Annotated in this window: 17 protein-coding genes; 4 read left to right on the top strand and 13 right to left on the bottom strand. The window is 64.3% G+C overall.

The window, feature by feature from the left end; all coding sequences use genetic code 11:
- Positions 1-87: 87 nt before the first annotated feature.
- From J3P96_RS13715 to gspG, 9 genes are all read right to left on the bottom strand, one after another.
- Complete coding sequence (locus J3P96_RS13715) at positions 88-1,257, bottom strand: substrate-binding domain-containing protein (RefSeq protein WP_434657992.1); 1,170 nt, start codon at positions 1,255-1,257, stop codon at positions 88-90.
- A 153-nt stretch (positions 1,258-1,410) separates the two neighbouring features.
- Positions 1,411-2,589, bottom strand: a complete 1,179-nt coding sequence (locus J3P96_RS13720) for a substrate-binding domain-containing protein (protein WP_434657994.1) — start codon at positions 2,587-2,589, stop codon at positions 1,411-1,413.
- Positions 2,590-3,114: 525 nt separating this feature from the next.
- Complete coding sequence (gene gspF, locus J3P96_RS13725) at positions 3,115-4,326, bottom strand: type II secretion system inner membrane protein GspF (RefSeq protein WP_434600753.1); 1,212 nt, start codon at positions 4,324-4,326, stop codon at positions 3,115-3,117.
- On the bottom strand, positions 4,326-5,744 hold the full coding sequence (gspE, locus tag J3P96_RS13730) for a type II secretion system ATPase GspE (protein WP_434657996.1): 1,419 nt from the start codon (positions 5,742-5,744) through the stop codon (positions 4,326-4,328). Before gspE ends, gspF begins: the two co-directional genes overlap by 1 nt.
- A gap of 163 nt (positions 5,745-5,907) precedes the next feature.
- Positions 5,908-8,271 carry a type II secretion system secretin GspD gene (gene gspD, locus J3P96_RS13735; protein ID WP_434657999.1) on the bottom strand — a complete coding sequence of 788 codons (2,364 nt, stop codon included), beginning with the start codon at positions 8,269-8,271 and terminating at the stop codon, positions 5,908-5,910.
- The gene (gspM, locus tag J3P96_RS13740) at positions 8,268-8,813 is read right to left on the bottom strand and encodes a type II secretion system protein GspM (protein WP_434658001.1); all 546 of its coding nucleotides are present in this window, start codon (positions 8,811-8,813) and stop codon (positions 8,268-8,270) included. The genes gspD and gspM overlap by 4 nt, the downstream gene beginning before the upstream one ends.
- Positions 8,806-9,987, bottom strand: a complete 1,182-nt coding sequence (gene gspL, locus J3P96_RS13745; RefSeq protein WP_434658003.1) for a type II secretion system protein GspL — start codon at positions 9,985-9,987, stop codon at positions 8,806-8,808. Before gspL ends, gspM begins: the two co-directional genes overlap by 8 nt.
- On the bottom strand, positions 9,984-10,967 hold the full coding sequence (gene gspK, locus J3P96_RS13750; protein WP_434658006.1) for a type II secretion system minor pseudopilin GspK: 984 nt from the start codon (positions 10,965-10,967) through the stop codon (positions 9,984-9,986). The genes gspL and gspK overlap by 4 nt, the downstream gene beginning before the upstream one ends.
- A gap of 8 nt (positions 10,968-10,975) precedes the next feature.
- Positions 10,976-11,425 (bottom strand): type II secretion system major pseudopilin GspG, encoded by a 450-nt coding sequence (gene gspG / locus J3P96_RS13755; RefSeq protein WP_434568451.1) that lies wholly within the window; start codon positions 11,423-11,425, stop codon positions 10,976-10,978.
- A gap of 148 nt (positions 11,426-11,573) precedes the next feature.
- On the opposite strand from gspG, the gene gspI reads away from it, so the two are divergent.
- Positions 11,574-11,948 carry a type II secretion system minor pseudopilin GspI gene (gene gspI, locus J3P96_RS13760; RefSeq protein WP_434658009.1) on the top strand — a complete coding sequence of 125 codons (375 nt, stop codon included), beginning with the start codon at positions 11,574-11,576 and terminating at the stop codon, positions 11,946-11,948.
- 135 nt (positions 11,949-12,083) lie between these two features.
- Here the strand turns inward: gspI and J3P96_RS13765 are convergent, their stop codons facing one another.
- Positions 12,084-12,515, bottom strand: a complete 432-nt coding sequence (locus J3P96_RS13765; protein ID WP_434600745.1) for a type II secretion system protein N — start codon at positions 12,513-12,515, stop codon at positions 12,084-12,086.
- A gap of 120 nt (positions 12,516-12,635) precedes the next feature.
- On the opposite strand from J3P96_RS13765, the gene gspH reads away from it, so the two are divergent.
- Both gspH and J3P96_RS13775 read left to right on the top strand, forming a co-directional pair.
- Positions 12,636-13,085: a type II secretion system minor pseudopilin GspH gene (gene gspH, locus J3P96_RS13770; protein WP_434658013.1), complete on the top strand. Its 450-nt coding sequence runs from the start codon at positions 12,636-12,638 to the stop codon at positions 13,083-13,085.
- On the top strand, positions 13,082-13,693 hold the full coding sequence (locus tag J3P96_RS13775; RefSeq protein ID WP_434658016.1) for a type II secretion system protein GspJ: 612 nt from the start codon (positions 13,082-13,084) through the stop codon (positions 13,691-13,693). The genes gspH and J3P96_RS13775 overlap by 4 nt, the downstream gene beginning before the upstream one ends.
- Before the next feature lie 596 nt (positions 13,694-14,289).
- Here J3P96_RS13775 and J3P96_RS13780 read toward each other — a convergent pair.
- The 3 genes from J3P96_RS13780 to J3P96_RS13790 are packed head-to-tail and all read right to left on the bottom strand — an operon-like array spanning position 14,290 to position 16,443.
- Positions 14,290-15,231 carry a FecR family protein gene (locus tag J3P96_RS13780; protein ID WP_434658169.1) on the bottom strand — a complete coding sequence of 314 codons (942 nt, stop codon included), beginning with the start codon at positions 15,229-15,231 and terminating at the stop codon, positions 14,290-14,292.
- A 37-nt stretch (positions 15,232-15,268) separates the two neighbouring features.
- Complete coding sequence (locus J3P96_RS13785) at positions 15,269-15,814, bottom strand: sigma-70 family RNA polymerase sigma factor (RefSeq protein WP_434600743.1); 546 nt, start codon at positions 15,812-15,814, stop codon at positions 15,269-15,271.
- Entirely contained in the window at positions 15,811-16,443 is a 633-nt protein-coding gene (locus J3P96_RS13790) for a TonB C-terminal domain-containing protein (RefSeq protein ID WP_434658019.1), read from the bottom strand. The genes J3P96_RS13785 and J3P96_RS13790 overlap by 4 nt, the downstream gene beginning before the upstream one ends.
- Before the next feature lie 204 nt (positions 16,444-16,647).
- Here J3P96_RS13790 and J3P96_RS13795 point away from each other — a divergent pair, with 204 nt between their 5' ends.
- Positions 16,648-16,989: a hypothetical protein gene (locus tag J3P96_RS13795; RefSeq protein WP_434623688.1), complete on the top strand. Its 342-nt coding sequence runs from the start codon at positions 16,648-16,650 to the stop codon at positions 16,987-16,989.
- Positions 16,990-17,329: the final 340 nt, after the last annotated feature.

Raw genomic sequence — 17,329 nt, forward strand, 5'->3', positions numbered from 1 at the left:
TGTGGCTGTGTCGGTACGGGTGTTGGGCAAAGATCAGCAACGACTGCACCGTGCTGATCGATATCCTGGGTTGCTCCCGGCATGGTTTTACAGCGGACGACCTATGCCATTGCATACGTTAGGGTTACCGATGCTCAAGGTGTCGGCAGCCGTCAGGAAGCTGTTGCGGATTGCGGCTTTCCAGGCAACTGGTAACGGCAGCAGACGATTGGCGCTGATAGCCGCGTCGTGATTGACGGCAGAGGAAGCGTTGTAGTGACGGACAAAGAAGGTACGCACCTGTGCACTCTGGCCGATATCGGCATAGCACTGACTGAAGATCACGTTGGTGAAGCCAAGAATGGGGTAGCCGGTGGTTGGGAAAGGCACCACGCTTGGGTCAAATGTGTCGGTAGTTGCGCCGAATACCGGCACCCAGGCATTTGGATTCGAGCGTTTACCGGTGGCAGGGACAGCGATTGCGGCTATAGCTGCCGAAATATTCGATGGCGCAGGAGACACACCGGCAACCCGGGCCACCTTTGTGGCGTCATCCAGGCCAACCAAGGTCGATGCTGCATACGCCGGGCTCATATAAGTGATAGCACCTTGAGTCGCATTCATTGCATACATGGCGCCTTCACTATGAACGGCCGCTAGCGCACGGGCCGGCGGCCCGCCGCTGTAGCTGGAGGCGAAGTGGGTGGTGACAGAGAAGCTGCCTGTTTCCGCGCACTTTGCGCGCAGGAAGCGGGTGAACAATTCCGTGGTTCCGCTGCTCTCGGCACGGTAAACCACAGTGATTGGACCGGTACGGCCAGAGCCGTTGATCTGGCTCCAGTCGGTCAGGCGACCGGAGAAGATCCCGCACAGTTGGTTAACGCTCAGATCGACATTGGCGGTGCCGGCCTTATTGAACGGAATGGCAACTGAGGTCGCTGCCGAGGGCACCTGGATCAATGGCCCCCAAGTGGTACTGTGAGTAGAGTTGTAGTAGCTCAACTCAGTCGACGTGAGCTTCGAATCGCTGGCGGCCCAGTGAACGTTCTTGCTGGTGTCGCCTGCCACGGATCTGGTGTAGTCATTGCTCAGGAAAGCCTGTTTGCCATTGCCGCTACCCACACCGATGTAGGGAGCGAAACCGGCCGTCAACATGCCAGGCGTTTGGTAAAGCGGCTGGGGCAAGGTAGCGCCGCCACCGTTGACATCCGCCATTGCCAACGGCGCGCATATACCGCTGCACAGCAATGCAACAGCCTTGGATAAACGATTGAACATGACAAGACTCCTGTCTTGAGAAGCGGCGCCTTACCCGAGTGCATCGACCGTAAGCGCAGCTGAAGGGTGTGAAACAACAACCGTTAACTACAAAGAAATCAGCAACGGCTTTCGCCGTTGCTGATCGGTGTTGCGTGTCGCTCAGACGTGGTGTTACAGCGGACGACCAATGCCGTTGCAAACGTTGGTGTTACCAATGCTGAGAGCGTTGGTGCTGGTGAGGAAGCTGCTACGAACGGCTTGCTTCCAGGCCGCTGGCAGCGGCACGAAGCGGTTTGCAGTGATGGCAGCATCGTTGCTACTGGCCGCAGTAGCATTGTAGTGACGGGTGAAGAAGTCACGAACCTGCGTGGTTTGTGCAGCATCGGCATAGCACTGGCTGAAGATCACGTTGGTGAAGCCCAGGATCGGGTAGCCGGTAGTAGGGTAAGGCACGACGCTTGGATCGTTAGGGTTGGCAGCTGCAGCGAACACTGGTACCCAGGCGTTCGGGTTGGCGCGGTTGGCAGCAGCTGGAACGGCTACGGAGCCAATGGCGGCCGACACGTTGGCAGGTGCTGGGGAAACACCGGCAATGCGAGCAACTTTGGTGGCGTCATCCAGGCCGGCCAGGGTGGTAGCAGCGTAATCCGGGCTCATGTAGGTGATGCGACCTTGGGCAGCATTCAACGCAGTCATCACGGCCTGGCTACCAGTGGCGGCCACGGCGCCGGCTGGCAGGCCACCGCTGTAGCTGGAAGCGAAGTTGGTGGTGATGGAGAAAGTGCCTGGGACACTTGTACCGCACTTGGCGTTCAGGAAACGGGTGAACAGTTCCGTGGTACCGCTGCTCTCTGCACGGTAAGCCACAGTGATCGTGCCAGTACGGCCCGAACCGGTGATCTGGCTCCAGTCAGTCAGTGTGCCGGCGAACACGCCGCACAACTGAGCGACGCTGAGGTTAACGTTGGCAGTGCCAGTCTTGTTGAACGGAATGGCTACCGAGGTGGCAACCGAAGGCACCTGGATCAGTGGGCCCCAGGCAGCGCCGTGGGCAGTGACGTAGTTGTTCAGCTCAGTGGTGCTGAGCTTCGAATCGCTGCCAGCCCAGTGCACGTTCTTGCTGGTGTTGCCAGCCACGAACTTGGTGTAGTCGTTGTTCAGGAAAGCCAGTTTGCCGTTGCCGCTGCCCACGCCGATGTAGGGGGCAAAACCGGCGGTCAGAACACCGGAAGTCTGGTACAGAGGCTGAGGCAAGGTTGCACCACCGCCGTTGACATCAGCCATGGCGGCCTGAGCGGCGCAGAGGCCGGCGAGGGTCAGGGATACCGCGAGAACGTTGCGCTTAAACATGAAGAATCTCCTTTCATCGTGTTCGTACGTAGGTTGGGTGACGCGTGCTTGCCGTCATGGCGCTCGGTCCTGTGCCGGTGGCGATGGGGTGAGGCCATGGGTTAGAAATTCGCAGCTTCCGGTGACAGATAGAGGAAAAAACCTCGGGAGCTGAGGGCTGTTTTTCGAGTTTTTTCCTCGGGTGTTCGAGGGCTCTGGGTTGAGGGTCCGGGCTGGTTTTGCGGGGATACGGCAAGGGTTGCCAGCGAAGTCGGCGGCAGGCGGTCGTGCGGGGGGGAAACATGACAGAACGAGGAACCCGAGTTTGGCGCGGGCATGACACGGGAGGTGTTGTGGCAGTGCAAAAATATTCGCAGCTTTTGTGGCGAGGGAGCTTGCTCCCGCTGGGTTGCGCAGCGACCCCAAACAGGTCGAGCGCGATCCATCTGATGTACCGGGGTGTCAGGTTTTGGAGCTGCTGCGCCCGAGACGCCGGACCGACCCAGCGGGAGCAACCTCCCTCGCCACGGGTTACTGCGCGCCTTGCTACTGCACCAACTGATTGATCTCGATGATCGGCAGCAGCACGGCCATGACGATGACCAGCACCACCCCGCCCATGACCACAATCATCAACGGCTCCAGCAGCGCCGTCATGCCCATGGCGCGGCGTTCGATGTCGCGGGACAGGGTTTGTGCGGCGCGTTCGAGCATGGGTGGCAGGCAGCCGGTTTTTTCGCCGCTGGCGATCAGGTGGATCAGTACTGGCGGAAAGACTTTTTCCACCCGTAGCGCCGCCGCCAGGTTGACCCCTTCGCGGACCTTTGCGGTGGCATCGCTGACGCTCAGGCTCAGGCGGTCGTTGGAGAGGGTCTGGCGCGCGGCCTCCAGTGCTCGCAGCAAAGGCACCCCGGCACCGCCGAGGATCGCCAGGGTCGAGGCGAAACGCGCGGTATTGAGGCCCAGCACAAATCGCCCGATCAGCGGCAGGCGCAGCACCCGCGCATGCCAGTTCAACCGCGCCGCCGGCTGGCGCAGGTACAGACGCCAACTCCAGAAACCCCCGGCCAGGACGCAAAAACACAGCCAGCCCCAGGCCCGGATGAAGTCGCTGGCGGTGAGCATCGCCAAGGTCAGCCCGGGCAAGTCCTGGCGGGCCTGGGAGAACGCGCTGACCACCTGCGGCACCACGTAGCTGAGCAGGAAAATCACGATGGCGACCGACACCAGTCCCACCACGCCGGGATAGATAAACGCCGTGAGGATCTTGCCGCGCAGGTTGTTGCGCTCTTCGATGTAGTCCGCCAACCGTTCCATCACCTGGGCCAGGTCGCCGGACTCTTCGCCGGCTGCAATCAGCGCCCGGTAGATCTCCGGAAAATCCCGCGGCCGCGCCGCCAAGGCTTCGGCCAGGCGCATGCCACTGCGCACGTCGGCGCGGACCGCGCTGAGCGTCTGGGCGATGTGCTTGCGTTCGGCCTGCTCCACCGTCGCACTCAGCGCCGCCTCCAGCGGCAGGCTCGCCCCGAGCAGGCTCGCCAGTTGCCGGGTGGCCCAGGCCAGGTCGTTGTCCGAGAGTTTGGCACTGAACAGACCGCCGCCGTTGGCCTGCGCCGTGTTGCGCTCGAGCTGCACCTGCAACGCCGTCAGCCCGCGACTGCGCAGCAGGCTGAAGGCAGCGCCCTGGCTGTCGGCTTCCAAGTGCCCGGATTCGATCTTGCCCTGGGCGTCGGCGGCTTCGAAACGGTAGCGGTTCATCAGGCGTCCCGTGTTACGCGAAGGATTTCTTCAGGCGCGGTGGCACCACTGCGCACCCAGCGTTCGCCGTCTTCGCGCATGCTGAACATGCCGGCCTGGCGGGCGGCGGCGCGCAGTGCCTGCTCCCCTGCCCCCTGATGGATCAGCGTGCGGATGTCGTCGTCGATGCAGAACAGTTCATGAATGCCGGTGCGGCCGCTGTAGCCGGTCTGGTTGCAACTCGGGCAACCCACCGGGCGCCAGGTGCCGGGCGTGGCCGGTTCGGCTTGTTTGCAGTGCGGACAGAGCCTGCGCACCAGCCGCTGGGCCAGCACGCCGAGCATCGACGAGGCCAGCAGGAAGGGTTCGACGCCCATGTCGATCAGACGGTTGATCGCCGACACCGCGTCGTTGGTGTGCAACGTTGCCAGCACCAGGTGACCGGTGAGCGAGGCCTGCACGGCAATCTGCGCGGTCTCCAGGTCGCGGATTTCACCGATCATGATGATGTCCGGGTCCTGGCGCAGGATCGCCCGCAGGGCCAGGGCGAAGGTCATGTCGATTTTCGCATTGACCTGGATCTGGCTGATGCCCGGCAGGTCGTATTCCACCGGGTCTTCGACGGTGAGGATGTTGTGCACGCTGGCGTCCAGCCGCGCCAGGGCGGCATACAGGCTGGTGGTCTTGCCGCTGCCCGTAGGGCCGGTGACCAACACAATGCCGTGGGGCTGGCGGATCAGGTGGTCGAGCTTGCCGAGCACGTCCGGGTCCATCCCCAAGGTTTCCAGTCGCAAGCGTCCGGCCTGTTTGTCCAGCAGGCGCATCACCACCCGTTCGCCGTGGCCAGTGGGCACGGTGGATACGCGGATGTCGATCGGCCGCCCGGCGACACGCAGGGCGATGCGGCCGTCCTGGGGCAGGCGTTTTTCGGCGATGTCGAGCTGGGCCATGATCTTGATCCGCGACACCAGCGCGCCGTGCAAGGCCTTGCGCGGCGAGACCACGTCACGCAGCGTGCCGTCGACCCGATAGCGCACCACCGAATGGCTCTCGTAGGGTTCGATGTGGATGTCGCTGGCCTCGTCCCGGGCGGCCTGGGTCAGCAGCGCGTTGATCATGCGGATCACCGGCGCGCCGTCCTGGGTGTCCAGCAGGTCGGTGATCTCGGGAATGTCCTGCATCAACCGGTCGAGGTCCACCTCGTTTTCCGCCGCGCCGACCACGGCGGCAGCACTGCCGGTGTCGGCGTAGGCGGTATTGAGCAGGCCGTCGAGCTCCTCGTCACGCACCCGTTCCAGCCGGACCTCGCCGAACTGGCGACGGACTTCACTGATCGACCAGCCCGGCGTTGAGGGGCAGACCATCAGCACCGCCTCCTCCCTGGACTGGCGCAATACCAGGCGCTGGGCCTTGGCCCAGGCGTATGGGAGGGTGTTCATGAGCCTCCTCCTATCGCTGACATCCCCGTGGCGAGGGAGCTTGCTCCCGCTGGGCTGCGCAGCAGCCCCAAAACCCAGCGCCGCGGTGGTTCAGGCAGAAGGTGTTGAACCTGAGTGGGGCTGCTTCGCAACCCAGCGGGAGCAAGCTCCCTCGCCACGGTATTCATCGTCCGACCGGCTCCGTTGTAGGCACCGCCTTGATCACCGCCCTCGGCGTTTGCAACCCGGCGGGCGTGGCGCCTGGAATCGCCCGGGCCGAGGCCGGCAGTTGCGGCGCCTGCACGTCCGGCAGCGCCCAGCTGCGCTCCGGTTGCAGCAGGCCTTGGGCGCGGCGCATGAAGTCGTAGCGGTTCAGGGTGATCCCGCGACCCGCCGCCGTGTCGCGGATGATGTAGGGCCGCAGGAAGACCATCAGGTTGGTCTTGGTGACCTGGCGCCGCTCGTTGCGAAACAGCGCGCCAATGCCGGGGATCGTCGACAGCCACGGCACCGCATCATTGCTCTGGCTGTAGCCGTCCTGCAGCAGCCCGCCGAGGACCATGATCTGCCCGTCGTCCAGCAGGATGCTGGTGTCGATCGCTCGTTTGTTGGTGACGATCCCGGTGGTGCTGGAGGCGCGGTTGTCGACACTGCTGACCTCTTGATAGATGTCGAGCTTGACCGTACCGCCCTCGGAAATCTGCGGCCGGACGTTGAGCTTCAGGCCGACCTCCTCACGGGTGACGGTCTGGAACGGGTTGTTGCTGGTGCCGCCGCCACCGGTGACGTAGCTGCCGCTGACGAACGGGATGGTCTGGCCGACGAAGATACTCGCCGCTTCGTTGTCCAGGGTCAGCAGGTTCGGCGTCGACAAGACGTTGGTGCCGCCCTTGCTCTTCAAGGCCCGGGCCAACACCTTGAGGTCGAGGATCTTGCCGATGCCGGGGATGTCCACGGTGCCGTTGACCAGGCCCAGGTTCAGGCCCTGGGGCAACACGTCGATGCTGGTCTTGCCGTTGAGGTTGAGCCCGGTGCCGCCGAGGTTGACCCCGCCAATCACGCCGCTGCCACCGAGGTTGCCGGTCTGCCATTGCACGCCGAACTCGCTGGCATCGTCCTCGCCGACTTCGACGATCAGGCTCTCGATCACCACCTGGGCGCGGCGCTGGTCGAGCAGGTCGATGACCTCGCGCAGGTTGCGATACAGCGGGTCCGGCGCGGAAATCAGCAAGGTGTTGGTGGTGGCATCGGCCTGGATGGTCACGCCACCGGCGCTGAAGGCGGTGTTCTGCTCGCTCTGCGTCGTACTGGAGGTTTGCCCGCTGCTGCCTTGGCCTTGGCCATAGCCGCTGCCGTTGCCCGAGGCAGTGCTACTCACGGGGCTGGCTGCGCTTTCGTTGCCCTGCCCGCTCTGGCCGTTGGTGCTGGCGCCCATGCTGCTGAGCACCGAGCGCGAATTGTCGTTGCCCTCGCCTTCGCTTTCCCCGGTGAGCAAGCCGCGCAGGGCCTGGGCGAGTTTGGCGGCCTGGGCGTTGCGCAGGTACACCACGTGCAGGTTGCTCGGGTTGTTCTGCGCGTTGTCGAGCTTGTAGATCAGGTTGCGCGCCAGCTCGGTCCGCTCCGGGCTGCCGGCGCGGATGATGATGGAGTTGGAGCGCGGGTCGCCGATCACATTGATCTTCTGCGTCTGGTCGCCGCCCTGGGTCTCCAGCAGGTCGGAAACCATCTGGGCGATGTCCACGGCGATGCCGTTCTGGATCGGCACCACATCGGTATCGATAGCACTTGGAGTGTCGATGCCCTCGATGAGCTGCGCGACGCGAGAGAGGTTCTCGGCGTAATCGGTCACCACAATCGTGTTGTTGCCGGGGTACGCGTTGATCGGGTTGTTCGGTGAGACGATCGGGCGCAGCACCGGGATCAGGTTGACCGCGTTCTCGTATTGCAGGCGAAAGGTGCGGGTCAGCATGCCGTTGCCGGCCGGTTTGTCAGCATTGTAGATCGGCCCACCCAGCAACTTGGCATCGGCTTCCGGGACCACTTGGGCGACACCGCCGACATCGACCACGCTGAAGCCCTGCATGCGCAAGGCCGCGAGCAGCATTTCATAGGCCTGGCGGGCCGGCACCTGGCCTTCGGAGACCAGGGTCAGGTTGCCTTTGACTCGCGGGTCGACCAGGAACTGTTGACCGGTGGAACGCGACAAGGCGCGCACCACCGCCTGGATATCGGCCTCGACAAAATTCAGCGTCACCGGTTGATCACCCAACGGATTGCTCGCAGGGGCATCGTTGCGCGGTGCGCGGGCGCGGGCCGTCAGGTCGACCTGATGGCGCACCGGGGGTTTCTGCTCGCGCGACGCCTGGGCCCGTTGCCGGTCCAGCAACGCGTCACCGCTGCGCTGGGTACTGCCCAGCGGGATGCCCAGTTCGCTGTCCACCAGCAACGGTGGCTGCGAGGCCGGTGGCGTGCTGGTGCACGCGCCCAAAGCAAGCAACAGCAGCGGCGCGGCCTTGCGCCAATGTCGCGGGTATCTGGACCCCTTCATGAAGCTTCCTTAGCGCTTGACGCGTGGTTCATGCGAACGGTTCCGGACAGAGTGCCGGGGGTTGGGTCGGAACTGGCCGGGGCCGTGCGCTGCAAGCGGGCCTCGATCACTTCCAGGGAAAATTGTGGTGGACTGCCGAGCAGCCAATCGATCACCCCGTCCGCCGGCGCGTCGGTGAAAGTGAGTTGCCACGCGCCAGGCGCCTCGGTGCCCGGCGGTTGTAACTGGTAGTGCTCGCCCAGGCCGCTGGCATCCAGGGTCTGGCGCAGGGCGGCTTCAAGGGATTGGCCCCGGGCAGGTCCGCCAACGTCGCGCAGCAGCACTTCGAGGGCTTCGGTCTGCGAGCGCAGCTTCGGGGTTTCGGCCTGCCAGTAAGCGATGGTTTTCAACGCCGGCTCGATCAACGCCAGCCAGACCAGGCCGCTACCGAGCACCAACGCCGCCAGGGCCACGGCACGTTGCTCGCGGGCGGCCAGGCCCTGCCAAGCCGTGCGAAGGTTTTGCCAACGCGCCTTCAGCTGTGCCGCGGTCAGCTTATTCATCGTTCGCTTCCTGGTTTTCGTCGGGGCTGTCTTGCGCTTCCTGCCCGGCCGGAGCCACGCGCAACGTCCAACCCTGGTCAATGGCGGCGACCTCGATGCCGGCCTGCGCCAGGGGCATTTTCCAGTCGTCGCCCGCCGCGACTTTCTGCGCTTCGGCGACGAGCTTGAGGCGCAACTCAGCGTTTTCGAACACCAGTTCCTGCACATTGCCGCTCATGAACGGCATGGCGCTGCCCGCCTGCCTTACCAGGCTGGCGAAGCGTTGCCCAGGCTCCGCCAGCGAACCGCTCTGGCGCGCGGCGATTTGCTGACGGGCCTGCTGCAAGGGATTGAGAATCACCGGTAACTGAGGGAACGCCTGCTTAACCCGTTGGCTCATCTGCGCCTTGAGCCGCTGCCCCTGGGCCGCTTCACGGCTGGCATACAGATTGAGCCCGACCACCCACACCGCCACCGCCAGCGCGCAGATGCCCGCCGCCCGCCCCCAGCCGCCGCGCCCGGAACGCCCCTGCGTCAACCCGGCATGCAGGCCCCAGCCCGGCGCGACACCGCTCCAGCGCTGGGTGACGGGCAACCTGTCAGTCGTCACTTGCGGCGGTGACTCGCCCACCCAATGCAGGCCGCTGCCCATTTCCACAAGCCACTCGTCCAGCGCATCTTCCAGTAACGGCTGGACCACCGCGTGCTGCAAGCTATGGCGCACCAGCAAGTGCCCGTCTTCGATACACGCCACTGGCCCCGACAACACCGGCAAGGCGTAGGCGGCCGGATACAGGCCGCGCAACTTGAGGCCGGCCTGCAGCAGGATCTGACCCAATAGGTTCAGCGACGCACGGTCCAGCCAGGCGACCGCTACCTGCCCGTCCGCATCGCGCGGGCCGTGGGCCACTTGCATCTGTTCAGTGGCACCGAGCATCAGCGCCTGGGCCGCGCAGGTCACGGCGGCGGTGGCCTTCGCCGCGGACAACGGCGGCAGCTCCAGGCGCGTCAGCAAGCTGTCACGCGGATGCAGGAAGCATTCGACCGCCTGCTTCTTCGTGCCCTGGCCAAGCGCCCGGAGTGTGCTGAGACCGGCATCACGCACTTGCCCTTGGCGATCCAGCCAGGCAAATGCCACAGGGCTGTCGAGGCCAAGGCGATCCAGCGGCGCCAGGGCAATGCGCAAACGGCTCATACACCCACCCGCGACCAGATCACCTGAGGCAAGCGGTCCTGGCTGCATTGGAGCAAGGCATCCAGTTCGACCCGCCGTTGGCCGCTGCGCACCTGGCCCCGCAGGCGGAACCAGTCGCTGGCGATGCCGACCTTGACGGTGCTGACGTCCAGTTCGGGCATGCGCAGGCGGTTGACGAAATCCCCGCGATTGATGAACCAGTGGCCACCGTCGCGTTCATTGATCAGCGCCTGGGCGCGTTGCAACGACAATCCCGGCACGTAGGCGGCGAGCACCGCGGCGCTGGCGGTGTTGCCGTTGAGCCAGGTATTGGCCGGCAGGATCGTGACGTAAGGGGCCAGCGTTTCCAGCAGTGCCGGGGTGACGCCCTTGACACTGAGCAGGTCCTGCAAGGTGCGCAGCATTGGGCGGGTCGGCGCCAGCATGTCGGAGGCGTCCGGCGAGGTGCTGCGGCCGCTGTCGAACGTGCTGCTCGTGGACGCCTGGCCCGCCCGCGGCGGATTCAACAGGCGCGGGTAGCCAGCAATCACCCGCTCGACGATACGCGCCCGTACCGTGGCGGCGACACCCAACTGCTCGCACAGCCGCTCAAAGGCGCGCAACTGTTCCTGGTCCACCTGGTCATCGACCACCAGATTGCGCAGGTTGAACTTGCCCTGTTCATCCTCCAGTTGCCCTTCGAATGGCGTGTCGACCTGCCCGGAGCCCGGCATCAGGATAGGTTTCGCCCAAGGCTGGCCGAAGCGCGTCAAGGGATCGCGCTGGCGAACATCCCAGAGCAACTGGCGACTCACCTGCAGGCCGCCTTGCAACCGCGCCGCGCCCTGGATGCGCAGTTGCTCGGCTTCCAGGCTGCGGGTGAACAAGGTCTGGCGGGTGAGCATGCCGCCGGCAATGACGGCCACCACGGCAGCAATCAGCAAGGCACTGATCACCGCCATGCCGCGCTGCTTCGCCGCTGTCGGCGAATTCGTGCGCATCACGGCCCTTATAACTGCCAGGAGCCGATGTCGGCGTTCACACCGTCGCCGTCAGGCTGGCCGTCGGCACCGAGGGAAAAGATATCAACCTCGCCGTTCGCGCCAGGATTGAGGTAGTTGTAGGGGCGGCCCCATGGATCATTGGGCAAGCGGTCCAGGTAGGAACGCCAGGTGCTGTTCTTGGCATCGGCCGGCCGCTCCACCAGCACCTTGAGGCCCTGGTTCATGCTGGGATAGCTGCCGTGATCGAGGCGATAAAGCTTCAGGGCCTGCATCAGCCCGCCGATGTCCTGCTTCGCCGCCGTGGCACGGGCCTGGTCAGGTCGATCAAGAACCTTGGGCACTACCATCGCCGCGAGAATGCCGAGGATGACCACCACGACCATGATCTCGATCAGGGTGAAGCCCCGCTGCCCGCGTGGGCCTCGGGAACGGGCGTAACAAGGGGCGATGTGCATCTCGACGGTCCTTCCTGGATTCGATTCGAGGCGCAGTGTTGCAAGAAAATATGTCAGCGATATTGAAATTGCTCAGGAGCTTGCGTCGTCAATCTGTAAAGAACATTGCTCAGGCTTGGGTACTGCTTTCGCCCCTTCGAGCCGACCGATGTCACGCCCAGCCCCACAAGCCGGTTTCACCCTGATTGAAGTGCTGGTGGCCCTGGCGATCATTGCCGTGGCCATGTCGGCCGCGGTGCGCGTGGCGGCGGTGATGACCCAGAGCAACGGCTTGCTGCGAGACAAGTCCATCGCCTTGCTGACGGCACGCAGCCAATTGGCGCAATTACGCCTGGAAGGACACGCGACGCCGGGGATGAAAGTTTTTGAATGCGATCAGGGTCGCTTGCTGCTGCGTTGCGAGCAGAACCTGCGCCCGGCGGGAAACGGGCGGATGCTGCGGGTCGAGCTGAGCGTATCCGACCGCAGCCGCGAGGCGCCGCCCTTGGCTCGGCTGGAGACCCTGCTCAGTCGGGAAAAATAACCGGATGCAAATGTTCCCCCGTGGCGAGGGAGCTTGCTCCCGCTGGGTTGCGCAGCGCCCGCAAGATTCCGGGGCCGCTGCGCGACCCAGCGGGAGCAAGCTCCCTCGCCACAAGAGCCCTCACAACAGATGCGGTCAGGGGCGCGTCAGCGACGGCAAACTCACTGAATCCGGCAGCCGCGCCAGTTCCAACCGGGTCTGTTCGCTGCCGCGTTCGATCACCACGGCCTGCGCCTCGATCGCTACCAGCCTTACCCCTTGGGCTACCCGCTCGCCGGCCAGGAAACTGCGCGGCGGCCCGTCGTTGAGACTCAGGATCGCCACCGCGCCGCGGGCACCGGCCATCACCCCGCTGACCTTGATATCCACCGCCGCCGGTTGGTTGGAAAACCACTGCAACGCGGGACTGTCGGAACGCTCGGCCAGGCGTTGCGGGGCCACGTCCGGGGTACGCGACTCGGCGGATGTCAGCAGCAGAGAAGACCAGGTCGCCACTCCGGCCAACGCTGCCACCAGTCCCAGCGCCTGGACGATATGCGCTGGGGAGACTCGTTCCGTGAACGTCATGTCCTGATCTCCTTGTTTGATTCCAGCGTCCAGCGTACGCGTCAATTCTCTCCGTTTTATTTCACATCCTTATCATCTTCAGCGTGCACGATGATCACCCACGCAAAGGAGCGCGCCCGGATGCACGGCAAGCAACGCGGTTTTACCCTGATCGAATTGATGGTGGTGCTGGTAATCGTCGGCATCGCCAGCGCGGCCGTGAGCCTGAGCATCAAGCCGGACCCGGCGAAGCTGCTGCGCCAGGATGCCGAACGGCTGGCCCAGCTGCTGCAACTGGCCCAGACGGAAGCCCGTGCCGACGGGCGACCGATCACCTGGCGCTGGGACGCCAAGGGTTTCGGCTTCAGCCGCCGCCCGGACCAGGGCGCAGGACTGGACCGCTTCAAGGAAGACCCGCAGCTGCGCCCGCGACGGTGGCAAAGCCCGTCCATGGAGGTACGTGTGGAACCCCGGCAACGCGTGGTGCTCAATGCCGAATGGATCGGCGTGCCGCTACAGATCCGCTTGTCCGACGGCCAGAACAGCTTCACCTTGCAACGCAGCGCCGCCGGTCGGGTATGGGTTCAATGAGCGGCCGGGAGACAGGCTTCACCTTGCTTGAAGTCATGGTGGCGATCCTGCTGATGGCGGTGATCAGCCTGATCGCGTGGCGCGGGCTGGACAGCGTGACCCGAGCCGACAGCCACTTGCAGGCCAGCACCGAGCAGACCGAAGCCTTGCTCCGGGTGCTTAACCAACTGGAGCGCGATGTGGCCCTGCGGGCCGGCGTCGAGTTGAGCGAACCGCTCAAGCCAGGGGTCGACAGCGAGCCCTCGACCGCCCCGCCCGCCCTCACCCTGCGCAGCACCGAAGGCCAGGGTTTTCGCCTTGACGTTATCCGTGAGGCCGCCGATCAGGGCGGTGGCTTGCAACGGGTACGCTGGTGGCTCAAGGGCGACACGCTCTATCGCGCCCAAGGCCAGGCCCGCAGCCACTACCCTCTACCAGCACCCGGCGCGGGCGTGGCTGTGTTGAGTGAGGTCAGCGATGCGGGGCTGCGATTCTGGGACAGGGAAAAGGGCTGGCGCAAACTCAGCGGCAACCGGCAGGAGGATCCGCCGGGCATCGAGATCAGCCTGACCCGGCAGACACCGCAAGGGCCGGAGAAGTATCGGCAGGTGCTGGGGCCGTTGGAGTAGCCCGCCCTTCAAGACTGTGGGAGCGGGGTTGCTCGCGATGGCGGCCTGAGAGCCTGACTGGGTACATATCCGTTGCTGCGGTAACGGCTGCTTGGGGTTCCGCCCTTACGGCGGGTCACTTTTTTCAGACGCCAAAAAAGTAACCCAAAAGGCTTTGCCCCACCACTCGGTGCCTCGCCAAGGCTCGGCATGCCCTCACTCCGGCATTGCTCCGTGGGCCCGCCGCGAAGGGCCATCCATGGCCCAGCGCGGCTATCCCGGCATCCATGCCGGGATGCCCACTGCACAATGCCTGCGTTCGGCCAGCGTGGTTAACGGGGCGTCTCAGATCAAGATCAGGATCAAGATCAGGATCAAGATCAAGAGCGAGGCGGTCCGGTAGGCAGCCTGCCTCTTCAGCTTTACCCCGATCTAACTGTGGGAGCGAGCCTGCTCGCGAAGAGGCCGGCACAATCCACATCTTCATCGACCATGCCACCGCCTTCGCGAGCAGGCTCGCTCCCACAGGTTAGTGTGCCTACAAGTCCGCAGTCGAGCGCGGTGCCAAATGTGGGAGCGAGCCTGCTCGCGAAGAGGCCAGCCCAGGCGCCGCTGAACTAACTCAACACCACCACCCCACCCGGCAACTCGGTGCACTTGGCGCCATAGGCATCGCGAATCAGCAGCGCCACCCCAGCCAGTTGATCGAGGCGGAAACGGGCCTGGACCTTGCGCAAGCCCAGCTCGCGGTTGAGTAACAGCAACATGCCCGGCCGATAACGGTTGATCTCGTCGATGACGCTGGCCAGGGTCGCATCGTTGAACACCAGCACCTGTTCGCGCCATCCAACGGCGGCGGATACATCGGCCGCCTGTGGGCTGCCGACCTGGCGAGTGTCGTAGGTCAATTGCATGCCCGGCTCGAGGCGAAACTCTCGGCCCTGCACTTGGACTTGCACGACGCCCTCCAGGCAGGTCGCGCAGACGCTCTGGTCGATGTAGCGAAGATTGAACCGCGCCCGCGCGGCGCTGATCCAGCCGGAGCCGGCCTGGACGTTGATCGTCGTGGTGCTGCTGCCGGACACTTCGACTTCGCCGGCGAGCAATTCCAGGCCCTGCCCGCCCTCGGCCAGCGGCAGGCGGCTGAGGCGAGTCTGGGTATTGAGTTCCAGGCTCACGCCATCGCCCAGCTCGACCCGGCGCTGTTCGCCCACTTCGGTGACGTAGTCCGCGCCAAGCCCGGAAACCCCACCCGGCACCGTGGCGCGGATCAGCAGGAACCCCACCGAGGCGGCAAGCGCCCCTCCCAGCAAAGCCCGACGGCCAAAATGCCGAGGTCCCTGCGCCGCCGCGGCGGCGGGTTGCAAGCCATGCCACAGCGCCTTGGCCTGCTCGAACGCCTGCGCATGTTCGGCGCTCTGCCCGCACCATTGGCGCAAGGCACGGGCATCGGCGACGGTGGCGCGTCCCGAGGTCAGCAGGATCAACCAGTCACGGGCCTCGCTGGCCAGTCGGGCCTCGGGCGTATCGTCAGGGGACGCGATGCTGAAGATGTTCAAGCGCACACACACTCATGAATGGGTCGGGTCTCTACTCTCAAGACGGTTTTCCCGCGCCGGGACCGAACCGCTGAATGACTTTTCTTTCCAGGCGCAGGGCGCAATGCCCCAACGCAGCCTTGATTTCCTTCTCCACCATGCGCGTGGAGATACCGAAACGCTGTGATATCTCCAGGTGCGGGGCCTCTTCCAGGCGCGCGGCAATGAAAATCCTGCGGCGCCGCGCCGGCAACTCGTACAAGGCCTTAAGCAGGGTCTGCAACTCTTTCTGGCCACCCACCACCCGAGCCGGGTCCAGCGCTTCGTCGCAGATTTGCAGCAGCTCTTCGATCTCGCTGCCGGTGAGCAGACGAGCATCGGACTGCCGGCGGTCGGCGGCAATGTTCAGGGCCATGCGATAGAGGTAGGCGTTAGGCTGGACGATCTCCGGCGTGTCGCCCATGCGGTCGACCCGCAGGTAGGTTTCATGCAGGACATCGTTGGCCAGTTCCTCGGACCCCAGGCGCCTGCGCAGGCGCACCTTGAAATCCTCGTAGGAGGTGAGGAACAGCTTGACCATCGGGCTGCGGCCAGCGTCTTTCATTGCCCGAACACCTCTTCCCCTGCTGTGCATTCCATGCTTTTTCCTGATGAATCGGGTAACAAAAGCAGGGTCACCGGCTGGCGCAGCGAACTGGGCGCCGGACGGTCGATCCTGAGGTTCTGCAAACTGTTGACCAAGGCTTTGTCACGCAACACATCACCCGTGGAACTGACCAGCCGACTGTTTTGCACCACGCCGTCGCGTCCGATCCACACTTGCAACAACGCGCGAAAACTGCCCGGGCGGGTCAATGGCGAACGGCACAGGTTGCGCTGGATGACCGCCTGGATCGTTGCCGCATAGTTGCTGTCGCTCAATCCGGCAGTGGCGCCCGGCGGTAATGGCACCTCGCGAACCTGTACCGGTTGCAAGGTGAATGCATCCGCACGGGCATACTGCGCCGCCAGCCCGGTACCACTGAGCAGAACAGTCAGCCCTTGGGCAGGCGTAAACAGCCCCTGGACGCCCATCGTCTGGCGCCGGTTCGACAAGGCGTGATCCACCAGCACCGCCATGCCTGTGGCCCGACTGAATTGCTCCAGTGCCGGGGCCAGTTCCTGAGGCGCAATGTCCAGGTCCACCACGCCGACCGCCTGGGCCGGCCCGGCCAGCAGACACCACGTCACCATCAGCCACCCCAAGGGCGCCCTGGCCAATCCACGCCTGCGTCCGCCCCCGGTTATGCCCTGCTGCACGACTGACGTATCCGTTGAAAAACGTCATCCTGATGGGTGTTTATGAATGTCGTATGACACCCGACACAAATCCCGCGCGCGGCACTAGACTGGTGCCGAAACGATGAGCCACCACCGTGGCGGGCCAGGAGGTCAACGATGAAACAGTGGATGAGCATGACAGCCGGAATCGGCTTGCTGATGACTTTGCCCGGGGTCCAGGGCGAAGAAGCCCCGGCCTGTATCGAGGTGACTGTCGGCGGTTACAAGACCCCGGATTACAACTGCCTGAGCCGCCAGATGGGCAACGACCCCGAAGCCGCGGCCGCTGCGCAACACGCACAGGACAGGCTGGATGTGCCGGTCGACAAACGCGCACCGAACAGTGTCGGCCTCGCGACGCCGGCAGCAACCGGTGTGCGCATGGGCAACACGTTTGGCACGTCGGTCAAGCCCCAGCGACCGCCTGCTCCCGTACCTGGTTCGCCGCTGCCCAGATAAACGCTTTTTCTGAAGCGACAGTTTGCTTGCGCTCGGTGTGGCCGCGACGCCACGAGTCGCCATACGCATAGAACAGCTGTCCTATGTGCGTTATTCAGAATGGCTGCTATAACCAATAAGACTAAATGGATAGCCTTCCACTTATCGATGCGGTGGAGGTTTGGATGATTCGCGTAAAAGGATCCATTGCGCGTTCGCTTTGGCTGGATAGATTCAAGGCCGATATGGAGATCCCCCTGTGGTGTATGTACAACTATCTGAGCAAAGCGCCACACCCCTTGATTCTGCCTGCCTGGCTGAGGACGCTGCCCAGTCTCCTGAACGGCTGACTGCCGCTCGC

The sequence above is a fragment of the Pseudomonas sp. R3-56 genome, assembly GCF_051132075.1.
Taxonomy (GTDB): Bacteria; Pseudomonadota; Gammaproteobacteria; order Pseudomonadales; family Pseudomonadaceae; genus Aquipseudomonas.